This window comes from Streptomyces sp. NBC_00386, from assembly GCF_036063235.1.
GTDB lineage: Bacteria > Actinomycetota > Actinomycetes > Streptomycetales > Streptomycetaceae > Streptomyces.
Map to the genome: position 1 here is coordinate 2656959 of NZ_CP107950.1, position 21063 is coordinate 2678021.

Genomic DNA, 21063 nt, shown 5'->3' on the forward strand with positions numbered 1-21063 from the left:
CGCTCCGTCAGACCCGGAGCGGTTCACTCAGCACTTCAGCCGTCATTATCAAAGATCGTGAGGAGCGTGGATGGCTCGATGTGCAAGCCGCGGGCAAGCTTGATCAAGGTAGTCAAGCTTGGGTTGCGACGTCCGTGCTCGACGTAGACGACTCCACGGAAGCTCATGCCACTTCTGCTGGCGAGCTCCTCAAGAGTGAGCCCACGAGCCTCACGCAACCGACGCACATGCATGCCGAAGGCGTGGAGTTGAGGATCAGGCGGATCAAGGTGAGGCACGACCTTGACTTGACATCTGTGCCCATTTGACTGCCATGAACAGTTGTGCATAATCGGCATGACGTGCTGTGCTTCAGCCGTGTCGAGTTTGAGCAGCGACCGTCGACGAAGCCAAGTTTCTTGGAGAGGACGCCGCTATGCCGGCCCCGAGGAAGTACCCGCCAGAATTGATTGAGCGGGCAGTCGGGATGGTCATTGAGTTGAGGTCGGCCAGCCCCGGACGCTCCGGCCTTGTGCGACAGGTGGGGGAACTGTTGGGGGTTCACCCAGAGGTGCTACGGCACTGGGTTAAGAAAGCCGATGCGGAATCTGGTCTAAATACTGAAACTGCCGCGGGCGCCACCGTCAGAGTTCATCAACTTGAGAAGGAGAACGCTGACCTGCGCCGCCTTAACGGAATCCTTAAGGCAGCTGCCGTCCTGTTCGCAGCAGAACTTGAACATAAACAGTGAACGGCTGCACGCCGGCCCTCGACGCCGTACGTGAACTTTGCGCGCCGCAGCTACCTTTTTCATGTTTCAGAAGTGCAATAACTGAACCGCTAAGTGAGCGTTTGATTCTCGGTTGTCTGTTTCATTTGACTTAGCTATCCCGCCAGTTGTGGGTGGCTTCGTGGGTGAGGCGGCGAGTTGGATCATGGGTTAACCAGTACGTCACCCCTTTTGGCGGGAGTGGTTGTCGGAGCCGGTTTGGGTGGGTAGCCCAGCTCATGGTCACCGCAGCGAGACATTGAGCCCTTTCCAACCTGACTGTGGCGTCGGGTTGTTGGTAGGTATGAGTTGCGCGGAACGACTCCAGGACGGGGGCGGCCACGGGCTTGGCATCACTGAGCACCAGCTCGAAGCAGTGGAAGCCGAGCAGGGGCGTCAAGTTGGACATGTGCTTCAGCACGGTGATGCAGCCCCACGACGCAACGCGCTTCACCTGGCCGAACAGGCCGGTGAGGCGAGTCCGCCACCTAACCTGGCGCGAGACCACGCTCGACCATCACGACCGCACCTGCGCTCACCACCGCCTGGAGATCCGGCGGCTGAAGACCGTCGCCTTTGCGCACCTCGACCACCCCGACGCACGCCAGGCTCTACAAGTCGTGCGCTGGAGGAAGGACTTCAGCATCGAGCGCGTCTATCTGATCACCGGTCTGCTGCCCGGCGCGACGACCGGCCCCCAGCTCGCGGCCTGGATCGGAGGGCACTGGGAGATTGAAAATCTCCTGCACCACGTCCGCGACCGCACTTTCCGCGAGGACGACTCCAAGATCCGCGTCGGTCGCCTCCCACGCATCATGGCCGGCCTGCGCAACCTTGCCATCGGCGTCCACCGTCAGAACGGTTGCACCGGCATCGCCGCCGCCCTCCGCTGCACCGCCCGCGACTGCCGCAGATCCTTGACCGCCCTCGGCCTCACCGGATGAATCCGGACAGATCTCGATCGCGCAAGGGACCCTGAGTGTACCCGCCACCGGTCTGTTCCGGCAGGCCGGTGTGCCGCAGTCACAGCCGCTGCGCGAAGATCTCACTCATGGATTTGCAAGGAGTCGGCGCCATAGCCGCCGCCGCTGTGGCAGCCGTTACCGTCGTGGCCACAGCGCGCAGTGCCAAATCGCAGATGGAGGCTACCGTCCACTCGGCAGAAGCCACCTACCGGGCCGCCGTCGAGGCGGCGAAGGAGCAAGCTTCCGCCGCCCACTCCCAATGGCGCCGGGAAGTCAGACGCGAGGCATACGTTGCCTTCTTGACGAAAGCAAGGAGTCTTAGTGACATCGATATTGAACTCTTGAAAATCTCGCACATTAATTACGATAGGACTGCCATTCGAGACCGAATCGAAAGGGATGCTGTCGAGCTAAACAACGCTCATCTCCTTATCGAACTGGAGGGACCTGATACGGTAATTTCGGCAGCAGAAAACCTCGTGGAAGCATCGGTGGCTCTCGTGCGCCGAACGCATCTTCGATGCCGCGCTCTTGATGCGCGTGATTACGCTACCGAGACAGCAGGTGGTGATCCGTCACACCCGGCCAGCCGAGCCGTGAAGGCCACAGTCAGGCTGATCGCTCGCGCTGAGCACTTGGAGCGCCAGTCACTACTCGCTCCCGGCACCGAGCCGTCAACTTATCTGAACCCTGAGCTGTCAGAGTTCAACGACGCGTTCGACGCCTGGGGTGGCCCAAATAAATCGGCAATCCTCACTTATGTCACATTCCTCAGCGCTCCCCCGTCGAGGCGAGAAAGCTGGTTCGACGCTTATGGAGATTTCAAGAAAACTGCACGCGCGGCATTGGACTGACCGCATCAACCAGAGCTGATTCAAAAACGTGGGGATCTTGCTGCGGTGCCGGTAAGCCGATACTCAGGAGTTTGAGCGGGCGCGTGAAGGGCTCATAGAAAATGTCACGGAGGCCGGCAGCGATGTTGCGGTGGCCAGTGAGCTCTTTCCAACTTCACGCTGAGTTGGTCAGATGTAGGGCGAGGACGGCTTGGACGAGTGCGGTGATGCGGGCCGGACGGCGGCGTGCACGAGCGCCGAGTTGGTCACGGGTGGACGCCCGCCTGCGCAGCCAGATACTCGACGCCGCGGTGGCCGGACTCCTTGGACACGTGGACGTGGACCGCGTGCCGGCCGGACGGCAGTGCAGGGTCGGAGTGGTCGCCGCGGAAGGCGACCTGTACCGCGTCGTGGCGGAAGCCGTGCAGGCCGTGCTCGGGTCTGTCCGGCCAGCGGCCCGGCCATACGAGGAAGACCGCGTTGCCGTTGTCGCCCAGTGCCGCGATGACCCGGTCCTCGGCCGTCCCCGGTGCGAACCGTGCCGACATCTCGAGCGGCAGGTGTGCCTCCAGTTCACGGTCGTCCATGACCGGCACGTCCGGTTCGCAGCCGCCGGCGCCGCAAGAAGGTCGGGCGCCAGGGTAAGGGCGGTGCACAAAGCGGGAGTTCGGCAGCTCCGCCGCCATTCGGCGGACCTCGTCGACGCTCTCCAGGAGCGTCAGCAGTTCCGCCTCCTCGCCGCGGTGTTCCATCAGCGCGCACAGCCGCATGGCCTGGCGGTACGCGTCGGTGGCATCAGCGGTGACGTGGACACAGCGTGTGTAGCCGGCCAGGCAGTCTTCGCACATGGCCGCATGGTGCCACCCCTTGGTCCGGACTGTCGCCTGGAATGATCGGCGGACTCCGATGCCGAGGGGCGGCCGTCGGCATGGCTCCCACGATGCCTTGACGAGCAGGGCGTACAAGCAGTGCAGGCCGATGGTGTCGAGGTGGAGAAAGTCCGTCGCGAGTAGGCCGCCGACCTGGGTCTTGAGGAACTGAGTCGACTCCAACCCGGCAGATGCGTAAGCCAGTTGGGCTGACAGACAGGTGAAGCCCCTGCTAGACGGGTCTTCGACCAAGAAATCCGTCTCCTCCAGAGGCTTCGTGTGCTTGTGTACCCGTCGGGCGTCGACGTGTCCAGCTCTGCCCTGCGCTTCCTGTCCGCCAAGCTCCGCCAACACCGCCGGGAGCTCGGTAGTCGATGGAGGCGCCTGACTCCGGGCCGGCAGGCTCTGCTCACACTCGCCCACCTCCGCAACGGCCAGCCCTATGCCCAGCTCGCGGCCGGGTTCGGTATCGGCACCACCACCGCCTACCGATACGTCGCCGAGGCTGTCGACCTCTTGGCCGCACTCGCCCCGACCCTCGAGGAGGCTGCCCGTACGGCATCGACCAAGGCGTTTGTACTGCTGGACGGCACCTTGCTGCCCATCGACCGGATCACCGCGGACCGCCCTTTCTACTCCGGGAAGCACAAGAAGCACGGGATGAACGTGCAGGTTCTGGCCGATCCGTCCGGTCGGTTGCTGTGGGTATCGCCGGCTCTTCCCGGCGCTGTCCATGACGTCCGGGCCGCCCGTGAACACGGCATCGTCGGCATGCTCACGGACGCCGGCATTACGTGCTGGGCGGACAAGGGATACCGAGGTGCCGGAGGCACAGTCCGCGTTCCGTACTGGGGACGCTGGGAGACGCTCTCCGACGGTCAGAAGACCGTCAACCGGTCCCACGCCAAGATCCGGGCCCTGGTCGAGCAGGCCGTCGCCACCCGCAAGTCCTGGCGACTCCTCCGCAAACTGCGGTGCTCGACCACCCGCATCACAAGCCTGGTCCAAGCCGTCCTGACCCTGCATCTGGCGAGCTCAGGCCGATGATGGAAAGAGCTCATTGTCCGGCGACTTCGACGTCCTCGGTTGCTGCCCCGACTAACTCGATGGTGCTGCCCCCTCGATTCCCTCGCTGCTGGCCTTCAGTAGCTCGTCAAGCTGGTCTATGGCGTCGAAACCGATCTCGGCGGCGGCCGCCCGGCTCGCCTGGAACACCTGTCGGGCCTGCTCGCGTTCACCTGCGGCTAGTAGAAGTTGTCCCAAGGTAGCCCCGACGACCGCGATGCCATCCGCGCGTTGGAGCTTCAGAAAAAGCTGAAACGAGGTGACCAGCCTCGGTGCTGCCGCGTTGAAATCTTGGCGGCTCAGGTCGATTCGTGCGAGGTCCCAGTTGACAGCTGCGATGCCGTCCATGTCGCCGAGCCGCTCGTTGATTTCCAGACGCCTGAGCTGGAGCCGCAGGGCTTCGTCGACTTCACCGTGCTGCTGGTAGATGTCGGCGATCTGTCCCCAGGTGATCGCAGCCTCGCGGGCGTCGCCGATGCGTTCGTACACCGGCAGGGCGACCTCGCGGTAGATGCGCAGGGCTTCGTCGACTTCGCCGCGCCGCTGGAGGATGTCGGCGATCTTTCCCCAGGTGATCGCAGCCTCGCGGGCGTCGCCGATGCGTTCGTACACCGGCAGGGCGACCTCGCGGTAGATGCGCAGGGCTTCGTCGACTTCGCCGCGCCGCTGGAGGATGTCGGCGATCTGTCCCCAGGTGATCGCAGCCGAGCGGGCGTCGCCGATGCGTTCGTACACCGGCAGGGCGACCTCGCGGTAGATGCGCAGGGCTTCGTCGACTTCACCGCGCCGCTGGAGGATGTCGGCGATCTTTCCCCAGGTGATCGCAGCCTCGCGGGCGTCGCCGATGCGTTCGTACACCGGCAGGGCGACCTCGCGGCGGATGCGCAGGGCTTCGTCGACTTCACCGCGCCGCTGGAGGATGTCGGCGATCTTTCCCCAGGTGACTGCAGCCTCGCGGGCGTCGCCGATGCGTTCGTACACCGGCAGGGCGACCTCGCGGCGGATGCGCAGGGCTTCGTCGACTTCACCGCGCCGCTGGAGGATGTCGGCGATCTTTCCCCAGGTGACTGCAGCCTCGCGGGCGTCGCCGATGCGTTCGTACACCGGCAGGGCGACCTCGCGGCGGATGCGCAGGGCTTCGTCGACTTCACCGCGCCGCTCGACGATGTCGGCGATCTTTCCCCAGGTGACTGCAGCCTCGCGGGCGTCGCCGATGCGTTCGTACACCGGCAGGGCGACCTCGCGGCGGATGCGCAGGGCTTCGTCGACTTCGCCGCGCTGCTGGTAGATGTCGGCGATCTGTCCCCAGGTGACCGCGACCGAGCGGGTGTCACCGGTGTCGGTGAAGAGTTGGCGGGCCTGGTGGAGCAGGTCCTCGGCCTGGTCGACCTCGCCGCGGGTGATCAGGCGGTTGGCGTGGTCGTAGAGGAGTGCGGCGTGGCCGGCAGGGTCGGTGTGCCGGTCGTTGGTCCGGGTCTGCTGGACGGCGCGGTGGAGCAGGGCGTCGGCGTGGTCGCCGTCGCCGCTGGTGACGGCCGCGTCGGCGACGGCCCGTAGCAGGGTGAGGGGAACCTCGTGGTGGTGGCGGTCGAGGAGGGTGATCGCGTGGTGGCCGAGCTCGGCGGCGGTGGAGGCCGGGCCTTGCCGCAGGGCGGACACGGCCTCGGCGGCGCAGTCGGCGGTGATGGTCGGGTTGTCGGCGGCCAGGGCGAGTTGGGTCAGTTGCAGGTCCTGGTCGCTGCCGCGGGCGGGGCGGGGTGTGGCACCGCCCCACTGGGCGTAGAGCGGTTCAACGGCCACGGTGGCGAGGGCGGTCCGCTCGTCGGGGGTGAGAGGGGCCAGGCGTCCGGCCGCGAGGGCATTGACGGTCAAGGCCGGGACGTCAGGGCGATGCTGGTAGGGGAAGTTGTCAAGGAGTCCGAGGCCGCACAGGCGGGACGCCGATCCGCCGACAGCGGCGGCGAGGGTGTCGATGACGGGTTGCGGGACCGGGAGGGTGAACAGGGTGCAGGCCCGCAACAGGTCGCGGTGGGCGGGCCCGGCCTGGTCGAGGAGGGTGTCGAGCGCCAGGTTCTCCAGGAACTCGCCGATGTCGGCGTTGTCGGCCGGGAGATCACCCTGGTGAAGGTAGGTCTCCATGCCGGCGACAGCGGCCTCGGCGCGGGCCCGGTCGACCTGGTCGCTGTAGACCAGGCGCAGCCCGATGAGGTCCTGCAGCCCGGGGTTGCCGCAACTGACCTCCAGGGCCCGGCGGGCCAGGTCGGCGCGCTGGGCCAGGTGCTCGGCCGGGGCGAGGTCCTGCTGGCGGCGTTGGAGCTTGCGCCGGGCCGCCGGCGACAGTGGCTGCAACTGGACCGGTTCCAACCGGTGCTCCAGCCCGCCGAGAGTGAACGTGTAGCGGCTGGTGACCAGCAGTCGACTGTCGGTGATGGTCGGGTCGAAAGCGGAGAGCACGTCGGCGAGCACGGTGGCGTACCCGGGGTCGACCCGGTGCGGGCCATCCGGGTTGGCGGTCAGGATCTGTTCGAGATCGTCGATGATCAGCAGCAGGGGTTTGCCGACGTCGTCGAGTTCCTGGGAACACGGTCCGGCCAGCAGATCGATCAGGAGCGGCTTGAGGCGCTCCGGCTGGTCGCGGACCTCGGCGCGCCTGGCTTCGATGAGGGTGCGGGCGGCCGGGTTGGTGGTGACGGCGTCGGCGACGGCGTCGAGGATTGCCGTCGGGGTGTAGTCGCCGAACACGACCGCCACGGCCCGGTTGGGGTGACGGTCGGCGATCCGGGCGGCCAGGCTCGACTTGCCCAGCCGGCCCTGCCCGTGGAGCAGGGCCCCAGCCTTCTGCCCGCCGCGCAGGGCCCGCAGCGTGCGCTGCATCTCCGGGCGGCGGCCGACAAACATTTCCACGGCCGCGACCGGCAGCTGGTGCTTGCGGTCCAGGAACGCCTTGGTCACATGGTGCGGGGGCACCATCTGACGTTTGCGGTTTCCCGCGACCAGCGGACCGCCACCGGCCGGCCCTAGCCACAACCGCGCCAGGTGCCACTCAGAGCGCAGGCGCTCATCCGGACAGGCCAGCAGGTGACGGCGGGCCTCGGCGACCGCCACGGCCACCTCGACACGGCGGCTGAGCTGCCGGTACAGGCGTTCGGCGAAACGGGTGGCGGCCTGGTCGCTGACCGAGCCGTCCCAGCCGATGACCGCGGGAATCCCGGCGGCCACCAGTCCGGTGGCCATCGAATGCACCACCGGCACGCCGGGCTCGGCTATCTGACCGCCGCGGTGGCCAGCGCCGGCGGGAACATGCCCGGCCACGTCGGCACCGGTGGCGGTCAGGCAGGCCGACACGAACGCCAGCCGCGTCCGAGGAGTCAACAGACCCACCAGCGCCTCCGCGCTCATCGGACGCCCGTCCCCGAGATCATCTTCCATCAGCAGGACGGGAGTGGCCGGCTTGTCGGGGCCCGGGCGCCAGTTGTGCAGCCCGTGACACGACAGATGCACCACCGGCATCCCGCCCAACTCGGACAGATGCCGGCCAAGACGCGCGGGATTGCCGGAGTCCTCAACGACGAGATCAAGACTCGTCTCCCCGACGGCATTGAGGATGGCCATCTCCTCGGCCTCGAAGTCCAGCTCGTACTGGCCCCGCGGTGCCGAGGCCATGAACGCCACCCCCAGCCGGTACCCGTCCAGGGCCTGCGCCGGACTCGGCTGACCGAGCCGACGCGCCACGGCGAACAACTCCGGCGCCTCGGCAAGAAACCCGCCCCCGGGGGCGGCCAGCAGCTCGTACGGGGCCCGCAGCAGTGCCCACGCTGCCGCGGACGGCCTCGCAGGCGCCCGGACCTCGAACACCAGCGGCGCCGACGCCTCATCGAGCAGACCCGTCAGCTGACCGAGGTCACCATCGAGCCACTGATACAACTCGCGTCCCACCGCGAGCAGCGCCTGGTCCTTGGAGCCGCCACGCACGGCATCCACATACTGGCCGGCAACTGCATTGAGCAGTTCGACGTCCGCGGCCTGCAACGTCCGACGGGGACCTATCCGCCGGTCATCAACGACCAAGTCGAACCCGCTGCCGTCTATCACCAGCCCGGTAGCCATGCCTTATCCTTCGTCGCTCTGCGTAGCATCGATGGCTTCTTCAAGCCAGCGGATTGCCTCGGCAAGAATCCGGCGATCGTGGTTGGACCGGAAACTGCATAGCAGGACCAGACAACAACTCGTCAGTAGCGGCGTGGCAATGCTCGTCTGGGCGGAGCAGGTGGCGGCCGTGCGGGCTACCCTGACGGCCTCCTCCAGATCGGCGACCGAGCCAGAAAGCTCGTACAGGTCGTAGAGCATGAGGCATAGGTGGCACAGGATTTGGGGGTTTGTATCGGCAACTGCTACCTGAGCACGAGCTTGATCGACCGCGACCCTCAAAGCCGCCACGGTGTCCGCCGGATTAGGGCGGAGCGCTCGGAGGCCATTAGTGCTCCGACCGGAAGCTGCCGTGCGGGCTCGAACGAGAAATGTGACCGCGGTGTCGATCAACTGTGGATCGGGGTTTTCGCGGTATCCCGCCAGCGTGTCCGAGGCCAGCAGTGCCCAATGTCTGACATTCCATATGACTAGGCCGGTTTGCTGCCACTTCGCTGCCCTCGATGCGAGCAGTTGGCAGATCGGCGCTGGTAGGAGATTCTGCCTCGTCTTCGAGATCTGGGCGAACAGTGCGAGCGCGCGGTCCAGGTCTGCCTCGTCGTCAGGGCTCGGCATCAGCAAAAATCGATGCCAGTGCAGGAGACCGACCGTGGCTAGGGCCTCGTCCCGATCGATTCCGCTCAGACTGATGAGTTGATTGGCTCGGGACCGAAGCCTGTCGTTGAGTAGTGGCACTGCATCGCGGCTCACCGCGTACTCGTCAAGTACGCGGCGAAGCTCGGTGAGTGGGTCCTGCTCGTTCATGAGGAGTTGACTTCAAGCCTTGCTCGGTGCTTGATGATCCGCCGCGGTGCCGAGCGTCGGTTCGGCGTTTTGGTCCTTGAGGCGCTGGTTGCGGCGCTCGTCAACGTTTGCCGCGATCTCTGCGACGATGGCGTCGATGTCGTGAATCGGGGTCTCGTCCTTCACTAGCCCGTATCCACGAGTCAGGGCGTCCAGGCTGAGGTCGGTCAACCGTCGTTTGAGGCTGATCAGCTGCGCGTGGACGAACTCGTCGGCGTTGGCATTCATCTCGTCTGGGTAAGTCATGGTCAGCGCTCCTCGGCCTGTGAACGGTTGCGGCGGAGGTGGCCAAGCCCTTTGCGGTTCTGCTCGTCGACCCACCTGAGTGACCGGTCCATGATCTTGGCTACGGTCTTCCGGTCGTAGCCAAGGATGTACCGGTACCAGATCACTCTCCATGCTGGTTCGGGGAGAGCTTTGACCTCGATTTCCAAGAGTAGGCGTTCGACCTCGTCTGCTATGGGTGGCAGGGCGAGCTCACGGTCCCGTTCCCTGGTGGTCCGGCGATCCTCTTTGCGGGACAGATCGATGGCGACTCGGCGGGCAACCATCAGGAACCAGCCGTACGGATTGTCGTAGGTGGCGGGCGGTTTCGCCATCTTGAGCACTTTGAGGAAAGTCTCGCTCAGGATGTCCTCAGCCATTATCTCGTCTCCGAAGCAATATGGCTGTAGCTGGTTCGAGAGCTTCGAGTAGTACTGGAAGAAGAAGTCCCCCCAGCTTGTGACGAGGGGCACATTATTCGGCGCAGGACTGATCGGCAACCATGTCGTGCCCGAAAGCCGTGACTCGCTCAGGACGCTGTCCTCCGATGAACTACGGCTCGTGCTGTGCAGCGTCATAGACCAGTCGGCCGGTGGCGCGGCTGCGACGTCACGGAACCGGCGCGGCTGGAGGCCATCCGGGGTGGACTGGATCGTTTGTTCTTCGCCCGGCTCCGGCATGTCGTCAGCAGCCTCAGGTTCCGCGCTCATCGTTCCTCCAGGTCGGCGGACTGCTTCGGGCACGGGGCTTGGTGGCGGATGATCAATTCAGGACCGCCCGCCACAGAGTGGGTGAGGTTCATGGTGGATTGTGTGGCCAGCATAGCCATGCGACGCTGCTCGCGAGCGATCTTGGCGTTCGAACGCGCTTGGCCTAGCCGCTCGATGAGCACCGCGACCGACGGTCGGGCCGCTGCCCCGACGACAATCACCACTGTGCCGAGCAGCACCGTCGCCCACGGTGGGAGAGTTGACAGATCCACAGGTCTACACCGTCGCCTTCGTCACGCGTCATGTGCCTTTGCTCTTATGACGAACGGCCCGACAGAAAGCAGCAATAACGATCATGGGGTGTTGTCAACGGGTCTGGTGCGGGTGACAGGTTCGGTCACGCGGCCTGGAGGGCCGGTGCGGTCATGACGGTCTTGAATTCGACGGGGTCAGCCGGCCGAGTGCGGCTTGTCTGCGGCGTCGGTGGTAGGTCCGCTCGATCCAGGTCACGATCGCGATCCGCAGTTCCTCGCGGGTGGTCCAGCTCCGGCGGTCGAGGACGGTCTTCTGCAGCAGGCTGAAGAAGGACTCCATGGCCGCGTTGTCGCTGGCTGCCCTGACTCTCCCTATCGATCCGGCCATCCGGTGGCGATCGAGCGCGCGCACGAATTTTCGGGACCGGAACTGCGATCCGCGATCGCTGTGCAGGATGCATCCGTCGACGTGTTCGCGCCGGGCCACGGCGTTGTGCAGGGCGGTCACGGCTAGGCGGGACTTCATCCGCCGTCGATGGAGTAGCCCATGATCCTGTTGCTGAAGACGTCCTTGATCGCGCAGAGATGCAACTTCCCTTCACCGGTGGCGTGTTCGGTGATGTCGGCGAGCCACAGCTGGTTCGGCCCATCCGCGGTGAAGTCACGGCGGACCAGGTCGTCGTGCACCGGCAGGCCGGCCTTCTTGCTCCTGCCGCGTTTCTTGCCGAACACGCTCCACCAGTGGTTGTCCCGGCAGATCCGCCAGGCGGTCCGGTCCGCCATGCCGGATCCCGCGCTGCGGGCTTCGTCGGCCAGGAAGCGGTAGCCGAATTCCGGGTCGTCGCGGTGGGCATCGAACAGCGCGTTCGCGCGATACGCCTGCTCCAGCACGGCGTCGGCCACCGGCTTGTCGAGCCAGCGGTAGTAGGGCTGTCTGGCGAGCTTCAGCACCCGGCACGTGACCGCGACAGGCATCCCGCCTGCGGCCAGCTCCTTCACGAGCGGGTAGATCCTTTTCCCGGCAGATGCGCCTGCGACAGATAGGCCGCCGCCCGACGCAGGACCTCGTTCTCCTGCTCCAGCAGCTTGATCCGCCGACGCGCTTCCCGCAGTTCCGCGCTCTCCTGGCCGGTCACCCCGGGCCTGGATCCGTCGTCGGTGTCCGCACGGCGCATCCACTTCCACAGCGTCATCGGATGGACGCCGAAATCGGTGGCCACCTGCTCGACCGTTACTCCCGGGCCACGGTTCCTCGCGACCCGCACGACGTCCTCGCGGAACTCTTCGGGATAAGGCTTGGGCACAGCGACATCCTTCCCACTCGCCCCACAGGGCAAGATGTCACCCGATCGTGCGGCAGACCCGCCGAGCGCAGGGCTCGCATAGCGTGCACACGGTCACATCTGTGCTGCTGCCGGGCAATCGGGGCGAAGGATCTACGCAGGCCACCATGGCCTGGTGAGGGGTTGCGCGGCCAGATATGGCGTTTGACCCCATCGCCGGCTGCACGGTCGCCCCGCATCCGCACCGCTCCGGGGATACCCCGATCAGATGACCGACCTCGACACGCAGTCTTGACGAGCACGCCAGCGGTCGACCTCTGCGGACAGCCACGGACGAGTGAAGGTGACCCACATGCCTTGCGCCACACATGTTGCGATCAATACCGTGCCGGCTCATAGCCACTGAGCTGCGAGGACTCCGTTGCGAGTTCACCTCAGGATCGGCGACCTCCCGAGAACTGTCCGGTTCCTGGCACAGGTACGCCACCATGCTCTCGGGGCGGGCGCCTCGGCGCTCGCTCCCTTTCACCAGTCCCTGGGCGAGCTGATCGGAGGCGGACGGCCAGTCCTCGGCATGGGCCGGGATACCGAGTCGGGCCCGGCCGCCGAAGCGGCCCCGTCGCTCCCGGTCGTGCAGGGCGACCAGCACGATGCTGTCGTCGGGGCGGTACCCGAGGAGATAGGGCAGCGCGTCGGCCAGCTCTGCCGGAGTACGGAGAGTCACCTGATGCTCCCCGCCCGGGAGGCTCACACCGCCCCCGTGTCGGTTGTCGCGGGCACGGCCCCCACCGCCTCCGTGGCGCAGCCCGCCGGGAATGGCCGTACCGTCGTGGACCTCCGGGCCGGCCTGACGGACCGGCCGGTCCCGGCCCGCGCGTCCGGTCCGACTGTCCGGACCGTCCCATCCGTCGCCGGACCTGCCGTCCGGACTGTTCCACGCGTCGGCCGACGGGCCGTCCAGGCCGTCCCACCCGTCGGCGGCGCGGCCGCCCGACCCGTTCCGGCCGCTCTGATCGCCTTCGCCGCCGGATCGGTCGCTCCCGGGGTTCCCGCCGCGTCCACCGACCGCGCTGATGTTCTTGTCGCCGGACGTACCGGTCGATTCGTCGTGATTCGTCATGCGGCGACCATCTCGCGGATCGCGAGATTCCGGTTGAGCCTGTGGATAACGGTCTGCATGATCACGCCAGAAGTTGTCCACAGCTCGACGGCTCGTTCGCGCTTTGTCGGACCCATCCGGTTGCATGGAGCCATGACCAACGAAGACCCGCGACCCACACCAGTCCCCGACAACGCACACGACGCCTCCCGCGAAAGCCTCCGCGCCACGGCCGACGCCGTCCTTGCCCGCCTGGTCGGCGCGCGGGCGGGGGAGGCACGGCTGCGCGAGGACCAGTGGCGCGCGATCGAGGCGCTGGTGGCCGACAAGCGCAGAGCGCTGGTCGTGCAGCGCACCGGCTGGGGCAAGTCCGCGGTGTACTTCGTCGCGACCGCGCTGCTGCGCGAGACGGGTGCCGGGCCGACGGTGATCGTCTCGCCGCTTCTCGCGCTGATGCGCAACCAGGTGGAGGCGGCGGCCCGCGCCGGAATCCGCGCACGGACGATCAACTCCTCCAACACGGAGGAGTGGGAGACCATCCAGGCCGAGGTGGCGGCGAGCGAGGTCGACGTCCTCCTGGTGAGCCCGGAAAGACTGAACAACCCCGACTTCCGCGACCAGGTGCTGCCCAAACTGGCCGCGGCCACCGGTCTGCTGGTGGTCGACGAGGCGCACTGCATCTCCGACTGGGGCCACGATTTCCGGCCGGACTACCGCCGCCTGCGCACCATGCTCGCCGACCTCCCGCCCGACACCCCGGTACTGGCCACGACCGCGACGGCCAACGCGCGCGTGACGGCCGATGTCGCGGAGCAGCTGGGCACCGGCGTGAGCACCGACGCACTGGTTCTGCGCGGCCCCTTGGACCGGGAGAGCCTGAGTCTCGCCGTGCTGCGGCTGCCGGACGCCGCGCACCGGATGGCCTGGCTCGCCGAGCACCTGAACGACCTGCCGGGCTCGGGAATCATCTACACGCTGACCGTGGCCGCGGCCGAGGAGGTCACCGCGTTCCTGCGCCAGAGCGGGTACACCGTGGCGTCGTACACCGGGAAGACCGAGAACGCCGATCGCCAGCAGGCCGAGGAGGACCTGCTCGCCAATCGCGTCAAGGCGCTGGTCGCCACGTCGGCGCTGGGCATGGGCTTCGACAAACCCGACCTGGGCTTCGTGGTGCACCTGGGCTCCCCCTCCTCCCCGATCGCCTACTACCAGCAGGTGGGACGCGCGGGCCGCGGTGTGGAGCACGCGGAGGTGCTGCTTCTGCCGGGCAAGGAGGACCAGGCGATCTGGGAGTACTTCGCCTCGATCGCCTTCCCCCCGGAGGAGCAGGTGCGACGCACTCTGGACGTACTGGCCCGGGCCGAGCGCCCGCTCTCCCTGCCCGCGCTGGAACCGCTGGTCGAACTGCGCAGGTCCCGCCTGGAGACCATGCTCAAGGTGCTCGACGTGGACGGGGCCGTGCACCGGGTCAAGGGCGGCTGGATCTCCACGGGCATGCCCTGGATGTACGACACGGAGCGCTACGCCTGGGTGGCCAAACAGCGGGCGGCGGAACAGCAGGCGATGCGGGACTACGTGTCGACGACCGGCTGCCGCATGGAGTTCCTCCGGCGGCAGCTGGACGACGAGGGCGCCGCGCCGTGCGGGCGCTGCGACAACTGTGCCGGCGGGCGGTTCCAGGCATCCGTGTCCGCCGCCGCGCTGGACGCGGCGAACGGCGAGCTGGACCGCGCGGGCGTCGAGGTCGAGCCCCGGAAGATGTGGCCGACCGGGCTGGCCGCGGTCGGCGTCGAGCTGAAGGGCCGCATCCCGGCCGGCGAACAGGCCGCTCCGGGACGTGCCCTGGGGCGGCTCTCGGACATCGGCTGGGGCAACCGGCTGCGGCCGATGCTCACCCCGCAAGCTCCGGACGGGCCCGTTCCGGACGATGTCGCCCAAGCCGTGGTCGGTGTCCTGGCCGACTGGGCGAAGGGCCCCGGCGGCTGGGCCTCGGGGCGGCCCGACGCCCAGCCGCGCCCGGTCGGCGTGGTGACCATCGCCTCGCGCTCACGGCCGCAGCTGATCCACTCGCTCGGCGCGCGGATCGCGGAGATCGGCCGACTGCCGCTACTGGGATCCGTGGAGTACGTCGGCGAGGCGGCCCAGATCTCCCGGAGCAATAGCGCACAGCGACTGAAGGCGCTGGACGGGGCCCTGACCGTGCCGCCGCGGCTGGCCGACGTCCTGAGAGAAGCACAGGGTCCGGTACTGCTGGTGGACGATGCCACGGACACGGGCTGGACGCTGGCGGTGGCATCGCGGATGCTACGCAGAGCGGGTGCCCAGGCAGTGTTGCCGCTGGTCCTCGCCGTACAGGCGTGACCCGCGTGTCGCGATTCGAAACACCGGGCAGGTATATAAGCCACTAATCGCCTGAAAGCGGTCCGTGGTCCCAATTGCTCGTTGCCGCATTCCAGTTCGACAGGAAGAATTGAGCTCCGCTCCCCGCACGGTTTGCCCGTGGTCCGGTAGGGCTCTGCTGCGGCGTGCCATCCCCCAAGTCCGACCCCGCCCGCTGTATGGGCACGTAGCCGAAGGGAGGACCGTGACCTTCGGATTCGCTCCGTCCTCGGCGGCAACCATGTCGACGTCTCCCGACCTGTCCGCCGCTTCCACCAACCCACTGACCCGCATGCTGGAACCCGCCGAATGGGCCTCGGCCGGAATTCCGCTTCTGCGCGATCCCCGTGAGGTCGTGAGCGGCCTTCACGCCCGGCACCGGCCCAGACCGTCGACCGCGGTCGTCGCAGTGCTCGACCACGACGAGCGACTGATGGCGAGCGCGTCCTTCACCCGGCGTTCGGCACCCGCCGACGGCTGGATGTTCCGCAACGCGCTGCTCGCGCAGTTGCGCCGGGTCATCCCGCACGACCTGCGGCGCCGCACTCCCGCGCGCACGGCCGTACTGCTGTACTGCCGGGACGGGGACGCGCGCTGGACGGAGGAGGACGGGGCCTGGATGTGGGGACTGCGCGATGCCTGCACGCTCCACGGACTGCGGTGCGGCGCGTACATCACGCTGACACGTGACGGCTGGCAGGTTCTGGGCGAGGGCCGCGGCGGACGCCGCCCCAACTCCGACTCGGCGCCGGAGTTCTACGTGGGTGAGGTGATGCCGCCACTGCCCCGCACCGGAGGCGTCGCTTCCGAGGTGATGCGCCGGGCGGCCGCCCGCTGAGAGGCGGGCGAGTCGTGGGCGGCGGCCCGCCCCGGGGAAGGCGGACCGCACACGCTCGGCCGGGCGGACATCAGGGCGGGGCGGTACGGGTGGTACCGCTCGTGCGTCGGCGCGGCACGAACGTGTGGCTCGGGTCCGGGGCGCACCCATGCTCGGCGGCCAGGAGGTCGCACAGCGAGCAGGGGGCACGCTGGATGGCCGTGCGCCTGCGGGGCGAAACACCAAGCGCCCATGCGCGCACAGGCGAGTGATCGAGGAAACGCACGCGGAGAGCGGTCGACCTCCCGTCCGGTGACACACACCGGGAGCCCCAGTGGCACACACCGGAAGCTCCTGTCACACCCACCACAAGCCCCGGTGACACCTGCCGGAAGCCGGAAGGCCCTCAGGCGAGGGGCAGACCGGTGCCATGCCACCTCGGCATCACACGAACGAGCGGCAGGCGAGCGGCCGTAGGTGCGAACGCATACGGGGACGCCGAGGTGACCGCCGTGCAGGTGCCGCCGTGGCGGCACCCTCAGCGTCCCGCCGGGCGCGTTCCGGACCGGGTCCGGAACGCGCTCAGACGCCTGCGGCCAGGACCGAGTTGATCTGCTGCGGGTCGCCGCAGACGATCAGCAGGGCACCGGCCCGGCCGAGGGCCAGGGGCAGGGTGGTCGCGGCGACCTCGCCGGAACCACCGTTGACCGCGACCACGACCACGGGACGGGAAGCGGCGCGGCGGGCGGCGGCGGCGTCGGTGTAGAAGACGTCGTCGCCGGCGTCGTGCTGCGCCCAGTAGGCGGCCTCGCCGAACGAGAGTTCGTGCGCGGCCCACGGGTGCGGATCGCCGGTGGTGATCACCAGCACCTCACCGGGAGCGCGGCCCGACTCCAGCAGCAGGTCGAGGGCTTCTTCCGCGGCGTCCAGTGCACCGTCGGCCGAGGCCGGGACGAGCTGGATCTGCGGGGTGCCGGCCACGGGTGCGGCCGGCTCGGGGGACTGCCCCGGTGCGGCCACGACCGGCTCGCGCGGGGTGCGTTGGGCCGGCATGGGCCGGACAGGACCCGGACGGCCGGGACGCGGCGGAGCCGCGGGACGGGGACCGGGTACAGGGCGAGGGGTCGGCGCGGTGCGGCCACTGGCCGGAGTGACGCGGGGACCCTGGGCACTCTCGTGAATCTGAGGCTCCTCGGGAATGAGAGGCATGAGCTGATATCTATCAAACGCCGGTGCGACTCGCCCCGGCGGGTGGCACATGAGTGCGAACGGAATCGTCAGAAATCGAAGCCGAGCTGGCCCTCGATCTCCGGAACGCTTCCGTCCGTCAAGCTGCGGGCCTTCTTGAGGTGCCGCCACTGGGGCAGCGCATCAAGATACGCCCACGACAACCGGTGGTACGGGGTGGGGCCCCGCTCCTCCAGCGCGGCTTTGTGGACCGGCGCCGGATACCCGGCGTTGGCCGCAAAGCCGAAGTCTGCATGGTCGACACCCAGTTCGGCCATCATTTTGTCGCGCCGTACCTTGGCGATCACCGAGGCCGCCGCGACGGCGATGCAGGACTGGTCGCCCTTGATCACCGTACGGACCTTCCAGGGAGCGCCGAGATAGTCGTGCTTCCCGTCGAGAATGACCGCGTCGGGGCGGACCGGCAAGGCGTCCAGAGCGCGTACGGCCGCGAGGCGCAGGGCGGCCGTCATGCCCAGTCGGTCGATCTCCTCCGGGGAGGCGTGCCCGAGGGCGTACGCCGTCACCCATTTCTCCAACTCCACGGCGAGCGCGGTCCTGCGCTTGACGGTCAGGAGCTTGGAGTCGGTGAGCCCTTCGGGCGGGCGGCGCAGTCCGGTGACGGCGGCGCAGACGGTGACAGGGCCCGCCCAGGCACCGCGCCCCACCTCGTCGACACCGGCAATGACCTTCGCTCCGGTCGTGGCGCGGAGGGAGCGCTCGACGGTATGAGTGGGGGGTTCGTACGGCATGGCGCCCTCAGAGTACGCCGCCTGAAGCGCCTCGCGACACCCAGGCCCCCCGGGCCGCCGGAAAGCCCTCCCCGGCGTCGGCGGAGCAGACTCGCGCACACCGGCCGACCGGCTCCCGTACAACCGGCCGACCGACCCGCGCACACCGGCTGACCCGCTCCCGTACAACCGCCGACCGACCCGCGCACACCGACCGACGGGCTCCCGTACAACGGGCCGACCAGCCCGCGCAGAGCCGGTCAACCAACCCGCGCAGGCCGGTCAGCCGACGCGCACGCACAGCAGCGGGACCATCATCTGGTCGATCATCTCCTGGAGATCCAGCTCGCTCCATTCGCTCGCGCACACCTTGGAGCGGTACATCATCATCGCCGGGACGGCGTCGAAGACGTACGAGTTCGCCGCGTCAGGACGCACCTCTCCCCGTTCGATCCCGCGCTGAACGACCTCGCGGAGCAGGTGCAGGGTGGGCTCGACGACCCCGCCGCGGATGACTCGGTTGAAGCGCTCGGCCTGCCTCACATCGCATTCGTGAAGCACAGAGCGAAGTGCGATTCCCGGCGGCGAGAACATCGCCTCCCGTACCCGCCGGCACACCTGCAGCAGGTCCTCCCGGACACTGCCGAGGTCGGGAGCCCGAGTCAGATCCGGCAGTCCGGCCTGGAGCGCGTCCGCGACCAGGTCCACCTTCGAGGGCCAGCGGCGGTAGACCGCGGCCTTGCCGGTCTGCGCAGCGGCGGCCACCCCCTCCATGGTGAGGCCGTTCCAGCCGACCGCGCCGAGCTGTTCCAGCGCGGCTTCCAGGATCGCGCGCTCGAGCACGGCGCCGCGCCGGCGCGAGGGTGGCGCCTGAGCGGGGGCGGCCGTCCAACGCGAAGTAGCCATCAGAGTCTCCGTCGTACAGGGGAGCGGTATTCGGGGGAGCCGGGCTTTCGTGCGGGACGGATGTCCGGCACGTCGCCAGCGGACAGCGACTTCAGTGAACGCTTGCGTTCACTGACGGGGAGTCACTACCGTTGACGCGCAAGTGAACGCGAGCGTTCACTAACTCACTTGTGGGGGAAGCATAGTGACAACCTCTCAGTTGATTAAGGACAGCAAGCCGGGTGCGGCCCGCCGGGAGGGACATCCCGGCATCGCGCTCACCGTCATCGCGGCCTGCCAACTCATGGTGGTACTCGACGCGACGATTGTGAACATCGCACTCCCGCACATTCAAGACGCCCTCAATTTCAGCACCACCGACCTGACATGGGTGATCAGCTCCTACACCCTCACCTTCGGCGGCCTGCTGCTTCTCGGCGCACGGGCCGGCGACATCCTCGGCCGGCGCCGGGTCTTCATGACCGGCATCCTGCTGTTCACCTTGGCCTCGCTGCTCGGCGGACTCGCCCAGGAGCCCTGGCAGTTGCTGGCGGCGCGGGCCCTTCAGGGCATGGGTGGCGCGATCGCCTCACCGACAGCGCTGGCCCTGATCACGACGACCTTCCCCGAGGGCCCGGAGCGGAACCGGGCGTTCGCCGTCTTCGCGACGGTCTCGGCCGGTGGCGGCGCCATCGGCCTGCTCGCCGGAGGCATGCTCACGGAGTGGCTCGACTGGCGATGGGTCCTGTTCGTCAACGTGCCCATCGGCATCCTGATCGCCGTTCTCGCGCCGATGTACATCAACGAGTCCCAGCGCCACCCGGGACGCTTCGACGTCGCGGGCGCGGTCACCTCGACGGCCGGCATGGCGTCCCTGGTCTACGGCTTCATCCGCGCGGCGGAGAACGGCTGGCGGGACGGTCTCACGATCGGGTCGTTCGGCGCGGCCGCGGCCCTGCTGCTGGCCTTCGGGATCATCGAGACGCGCGCGAGGGAACCCATCACCCCGCTGAGGATGTTCGCCGACCGCAACCGTTCGGGCACGTATCTGATCATGCTGAGCCTCGCCGCCGCGATGTTCGGCATGTTCTTCTACATCGTGCTCTTCGTACAGAACGTGCTGGGGTACACCCCGATCTCGGCCGGTGTGGCCTTCCTTCCGGTGACGGTCGCGATCGCGGTCGGCGCGGGTCTGTCGCAGCGCTTCCTGCCGGTGCTCGGCCCCAAGCCGTTCATGGTCACCGGCTCGTCACTCGTCGCCCTCGGGCTCGGCTGGCTGACCTTCATCAGCCCCGACGACTCGTACGCCGGCGGAGTCCTCGGCCCGATGCTGCTGTTCGGCTTCGGCATGGGCCTGAACTTCGTGACGCTGACGGTCACCGCCGTCTCCGGTGTCGCCCAGCACGAGGCGGGGGCGGCCTCCGGCCTGCTCAACGTCACGCAGCAGGTGGGCGGTTCGCTCGGCCTCTCCATCCTCACCACGGTCTTCGGTACGGCCAGCCGCGACGAGGCGCAGAAGCAGGTAGCGAAGTTCCTGGCGGACGGCTCGGCCGAGCAGAAGGCGGCGTTCGCCAAGACCCAGCAGCTGCCCGCCCCTTGGAGTCATGACGTGCTCGCCCACGGCATTTCGACCGCCTTCGTGCCGGCGGTGGGCATGGCTCTGCTGGCCCTGACCACCGCGACACTGGTGATCAAGGTCAGGAAGAGCGACCTGGACGCTCTCGCCGGTACGGCGGGACCGGCCGCGGGCTGAAAGGGGTTCCGGGCTGAGAGCGGCCGCGGGCTGAGAACGGCTCCGGGCGGCCCCGCGGAGGGCCGGGCCGTGGTCCGGGTCAGGGAGACCCAGGGTGACCACGATCCGGCCGTCCGCAACACGGAGCCGGTGGCCAGGCCCGTCCAGGTCGACCTGGACGTGGACTTGGACTTGGACTTGGACGCATCGGAA

Annotated in this window: 17 protein-coding genes and 2 pseudogenes; 7 read left to right on the forward strand and 12 right to left on the reverse strand. The window is 67.9% G+C overall.

All coding sequences use genetic code 11. From position 1 onward, the window contains the following. Window positions 1-35 precede the first annotated feature (35 nt). Window positions 36-338, reverse strand: a complete 303-nt coding sequence (locus tag OG780_RS11495; protein ID WP_328447285.1) for a helix-turn-helix domain-containing protein — start codon at window positions 336-338, stop codon at window positions 36-38. A gap of 77 nt (window positions 339-415) precedes the next feature. Between OG780_RS11495 and OG780_RS44620 the strand changes: the two genes are divergently transcribed. From OG780_RS44620 to OG780_RS11505, 3 genes are all read left to right on the forward strand, one after another. Then, on the forward strand, window positions 416-730 hold the full coding sequence (locus tag OG780_RS44620) for a transposase (protein ID WP_443062148.1): 315 nt from the start codon (window positions 416-418) through the stop codon (window positions 728-730). Between the two features lie 365 nt (window positions 731-1095). Continuing rightward, a complete protein-coding gene (locus OG780_RS44625; protein WP_443062149.1) occupies window positions 1096-1692 on the forward strand; it encodes a hypothetical protein in 597 nt (198 codons plus the stop codon). A 107-nt stretch (window positions 1693-1799) separates the two neighbouring features. Beyond that, a complete protein-coding gene (locus tag OG780_RS11505; RefSeq protein WP_328447287.1) occupies window positions 1800-2567 on the forward strand; it encodes a hypothetical protein in 768 nt (255 codons plus the stop codon). Between the two features lie 245 nt (window positions 2568-2812). Here OG780_RS11505 and OG780_RS11510 read toward each other — a convergent pair whose 3' ends face one another. Next, window positions 2813-3394, reverse strand: a complete 582-nt coding sequence (locus OG780_RS11510) for a hypothetical protein (protein WP_328447289.1) — start codon at window positions 3392-3394, stop codon at window positions 2813-2815. Window positions 3395-3694: 300 nt separating this feature from the next. On the opposite strand from OG780_RS11510, the gene OG780_RS11515 reads away from it, so the two are divergent. Then, window positions 3695-4462, forward strand: coding sequence for an IS5 family transposase (locus OG780_RS11515; protein WP_328447291.1), 768 nt, complete (start codon window positions 3695-3697; stop codon window positions 4460-4462). A gap of 51 nt (window positions 4463-4513) precedes the next feature. On the opposite strand, the gene OG780_RS11520 is transcribed toward OG780_RS11515, so the two are convergent. The 7 genes and pseudogenes from OG780_RS11520 to OG780_RS44630 form a co-directional block, all read right to left on the reverse strand. Further along, window positions 4514-8587, reverse strand: a complete 4074-nt coding sequence (locus OG780_RS11520) for a tetratricopeptide repeat protein (protein WP_328447293.1) — start codon at window positions 8585-8587, stop codon at window positions 4514-4516. A 3-nt stretch (window positions 8588-8590) separates the two neighbouring features. After that, window positions 8591-9430: a hypothetical protein gene (locus tag OG780_RS11525; RefSeq protein WP_328447295.1), complete on the reverse strand. Its 840-nt coding sequence runs from the start codon at window positions 9428-9430 to the stop codon at window positions 8591-8593. A gap of 12 nt (window positions 9431-9442) precedes the next feature. Then, entirely contained in the window at window positions 9443-9715 is a 273-nt protein-coding gene (locus OG780_RS11530; protein WP_328447297.1) for a hypothetical protein, read from the reverse strand. Window positions 9716-9717: 2 nt separating this feature from the next. Continuing rightward, entirely contained in the window at window positions 9718-10443 is a 726-nt protein-coding gene (locus OG780_RS11535; RefSeq protein ID WP_328447299.1) for an RNA polymerase sigma factor, read from the reverse strand. Then, window positions 10440-10682 carry a hypothetical protein gene (locus OG780_RS11540; RefSeq protein ID WP_328447301.1) on the reverse strand — a complete coding sequence of 81 codons (243 nt, stop codon included), beginning with the start codon at window positions 10680-10682 and terminating at the stop codon, window positions 10440-10442. The genes OG780_RS11535 and OG780_RS11540 overlap by 4 nt, the downstream gene beginning before the upstream one ends. A 184-nt stretch (window positions 10683-10866) precedes the next feature. Continuing rightward, window positions 10867-12001 (reverse strand): annotated as a pseudogene (locus tag OG780_RS11545) (IS3 family transposase). 418 nt (window positions 12002-12419) lie between these two features. Continuing rightward, a pseudogene (locus tag OG780_RS44630) lies at window positions 12420-13100 on the reverse strand (DUF4192 family protein); the annotation flags it as partial. A 132-nt stretch (window positions 13101-13232) separates the two neighbouring features. Here OG780_RS44630 and OG780_RS11555 point away from each other — a divergent pair. Together OG780_RS11555 and OG780_RS11560 are read left to right on the forward strand one after the other, a co-directional pair. Next, a complete protein-coding gene (locus OG780_RS11555; protein WP_328447303.1) occupies window positions 13233-15440 on the forward strand; it encodes a RecQ family ATP-dependent DNA helicase in 2208 nt (735 codons plus the stop codon). Window positions 15441-15663: 223 nt separating this feature from the next. Continuing rightward, window positions 15664-16296 carry a hypothetical protein gene (locus OG780_RS11560; RefSeq protein WP_326785087.1) on the forward strand — a complete coding sequence of 211 codons (633 nt, stop codon included), beginning with the start codon at window positions 15664-15666 and terminating at the stop codon, window positions 16294-16296. 561 nt (window positions 16297-16857) lie between these two features. On the opposite strand, the gene OG780_RS11565 is transcribed toward OG780_RS11560, so the two are convergent. The 3 genes from OG780_RS11565 to OG780_RS11575 all read right to left on the reverse strand — a co-directional run bounded on the left by OG780_RS11565 (window position 16858) and on the right by OG780_RS11575 (window position 19139). Continuing rightward, window positions 16858-17484 (reverse strand): hypothetical protein, encoded by a 627-nt coding sequence (locus tag OG780_RS11565; RefSeq protein ID WP_328447307.1) that lies wholly within the window; start codon window positions 17482-17484, stop codon window positions 16858-16860. A 68-nt stretch (window positions 17485-17552) separates the two neighbouring features. Then, entirely contained in the window at window positions 17553-18254 is a 702-nt protein-coding gene (locus OG780_RS11570) for a ribonuclease HII (RefSeq protein WP_326785089.1), read from the reverse strand. Between the two features lie 261 nt (window positions 18255-18515). Continuing rightward, on the reverse strand, window positions 18516-19139 hold the full coding sequence (locus OG780_RS11575; protein ID WP_328447310.1) for a TetR/AcrR family transcriptional regulator: 624 nt from the start codon (window positions 19137-19139) through the stop codon (window positions 18516-18518). A 184-nt stretch (window positions 19140-19323) separates the two neighbouring features. On the opposite strand from OG780_RS11575, the gene OG780_RS11580 reads away from it, so the two are divergent. Next, window positions 19324-20871, forward strand: coding sequence for an MFS transporter (locus tag OG780_RS11580; RefSeq protein ID WP_328447312.1), 1548 nt, complete (start codon window positions 19324-19326; stop codon window positions 20869-20871). The last annotated feature ends 192 nt before the right edge of the window (window positions 20872-21063 follow it).

Bases quoted from the DNA above. Each gene is read 5' to 3' on its own strand.
- OG780_RS11495 (WP_328447285.1), bottom strand. From the start codon at position 338: ATGCCGATTATGCACAACTGTTCATGGCAGTCAAATGGGCACAGATGT.
- OG780_RS44620 (WP_443062148.1), top strand. From the start codon at position 416: ATGCCGGCCCCGAGGAAGTACCCGCCAGAATTGATTGAGCGGGCAGTC.
- OG780_RS11505 (WP_328447287.1), top strand. From the start codon at position 1,800: ATGGATTTGCAAGGAGTCGGCGCCATAGCCGCCGCCGCTGTGGCAGCC.
- OG780_RS11510 (WP_328447289.1), bottom strand. From the start codon at position 3,394: ATGTGCGAAGACTGCCTGGCCGGCTACACACGCTGTGTCCACGTCACC.
- OG780_RS11520 (WP_328447293.1), bottom strand. From the start codon at position 8,587: ATGGCTACCGGGCTGGTGATAGACGGCAGCGGGTTCGACTTGGTCGTT.
- OG780_RS11525 (WP_328447295.1), bottom strand. From the start codon at position 9,430: ATGAACGAGCAGGACCCACTCACCGAGCTTCGCCGCGTACTTGACGAG.
- OG780_RS11530 (WP_328447297.1), bottom strand. From the start codon at position 9,715: ATGACTTACCCAGACGAGATGAATGCCAACGCCGACGAGTTCGTCCAC.
- OG780_RS11535 (WP_328447299.1), bottom strand. From the start codon at position 10,443: ATGAGCGCGGAACCTGAGGCTGCTGACGACATGCCGGAGCCGGGCGAA.
- OG780_RS11555 (WP_328447303.1), top strand. From the start codon at position 13,233: ATGACCAACGAAGACCCGCGACCCACACCAGTCCCCGACAACGCACAC.
- OG780_RS11565 (WP_328447307.1), bottom strand. From the start codon at position 17,484: ATGCCTCTCATTCCCGAGGAGCCTCAGATTCACGAGAGTGCCCAGGGT.
- OG780_RS11570 (WP_326785089.1), bottom strand. From the start codon at position 18,254: ATGCCGTACGAACCCCCCACTCATACCGTCGAGCGCTCCCTCCGCGCC.
- OG780_RS11575 (WP_328447310.1), bottom strand. From the start codon at position 19,139: ATGGCTACTTCGCGTTGGACGGCCGCCCCCGCTCAGGCGCCACCCTCG.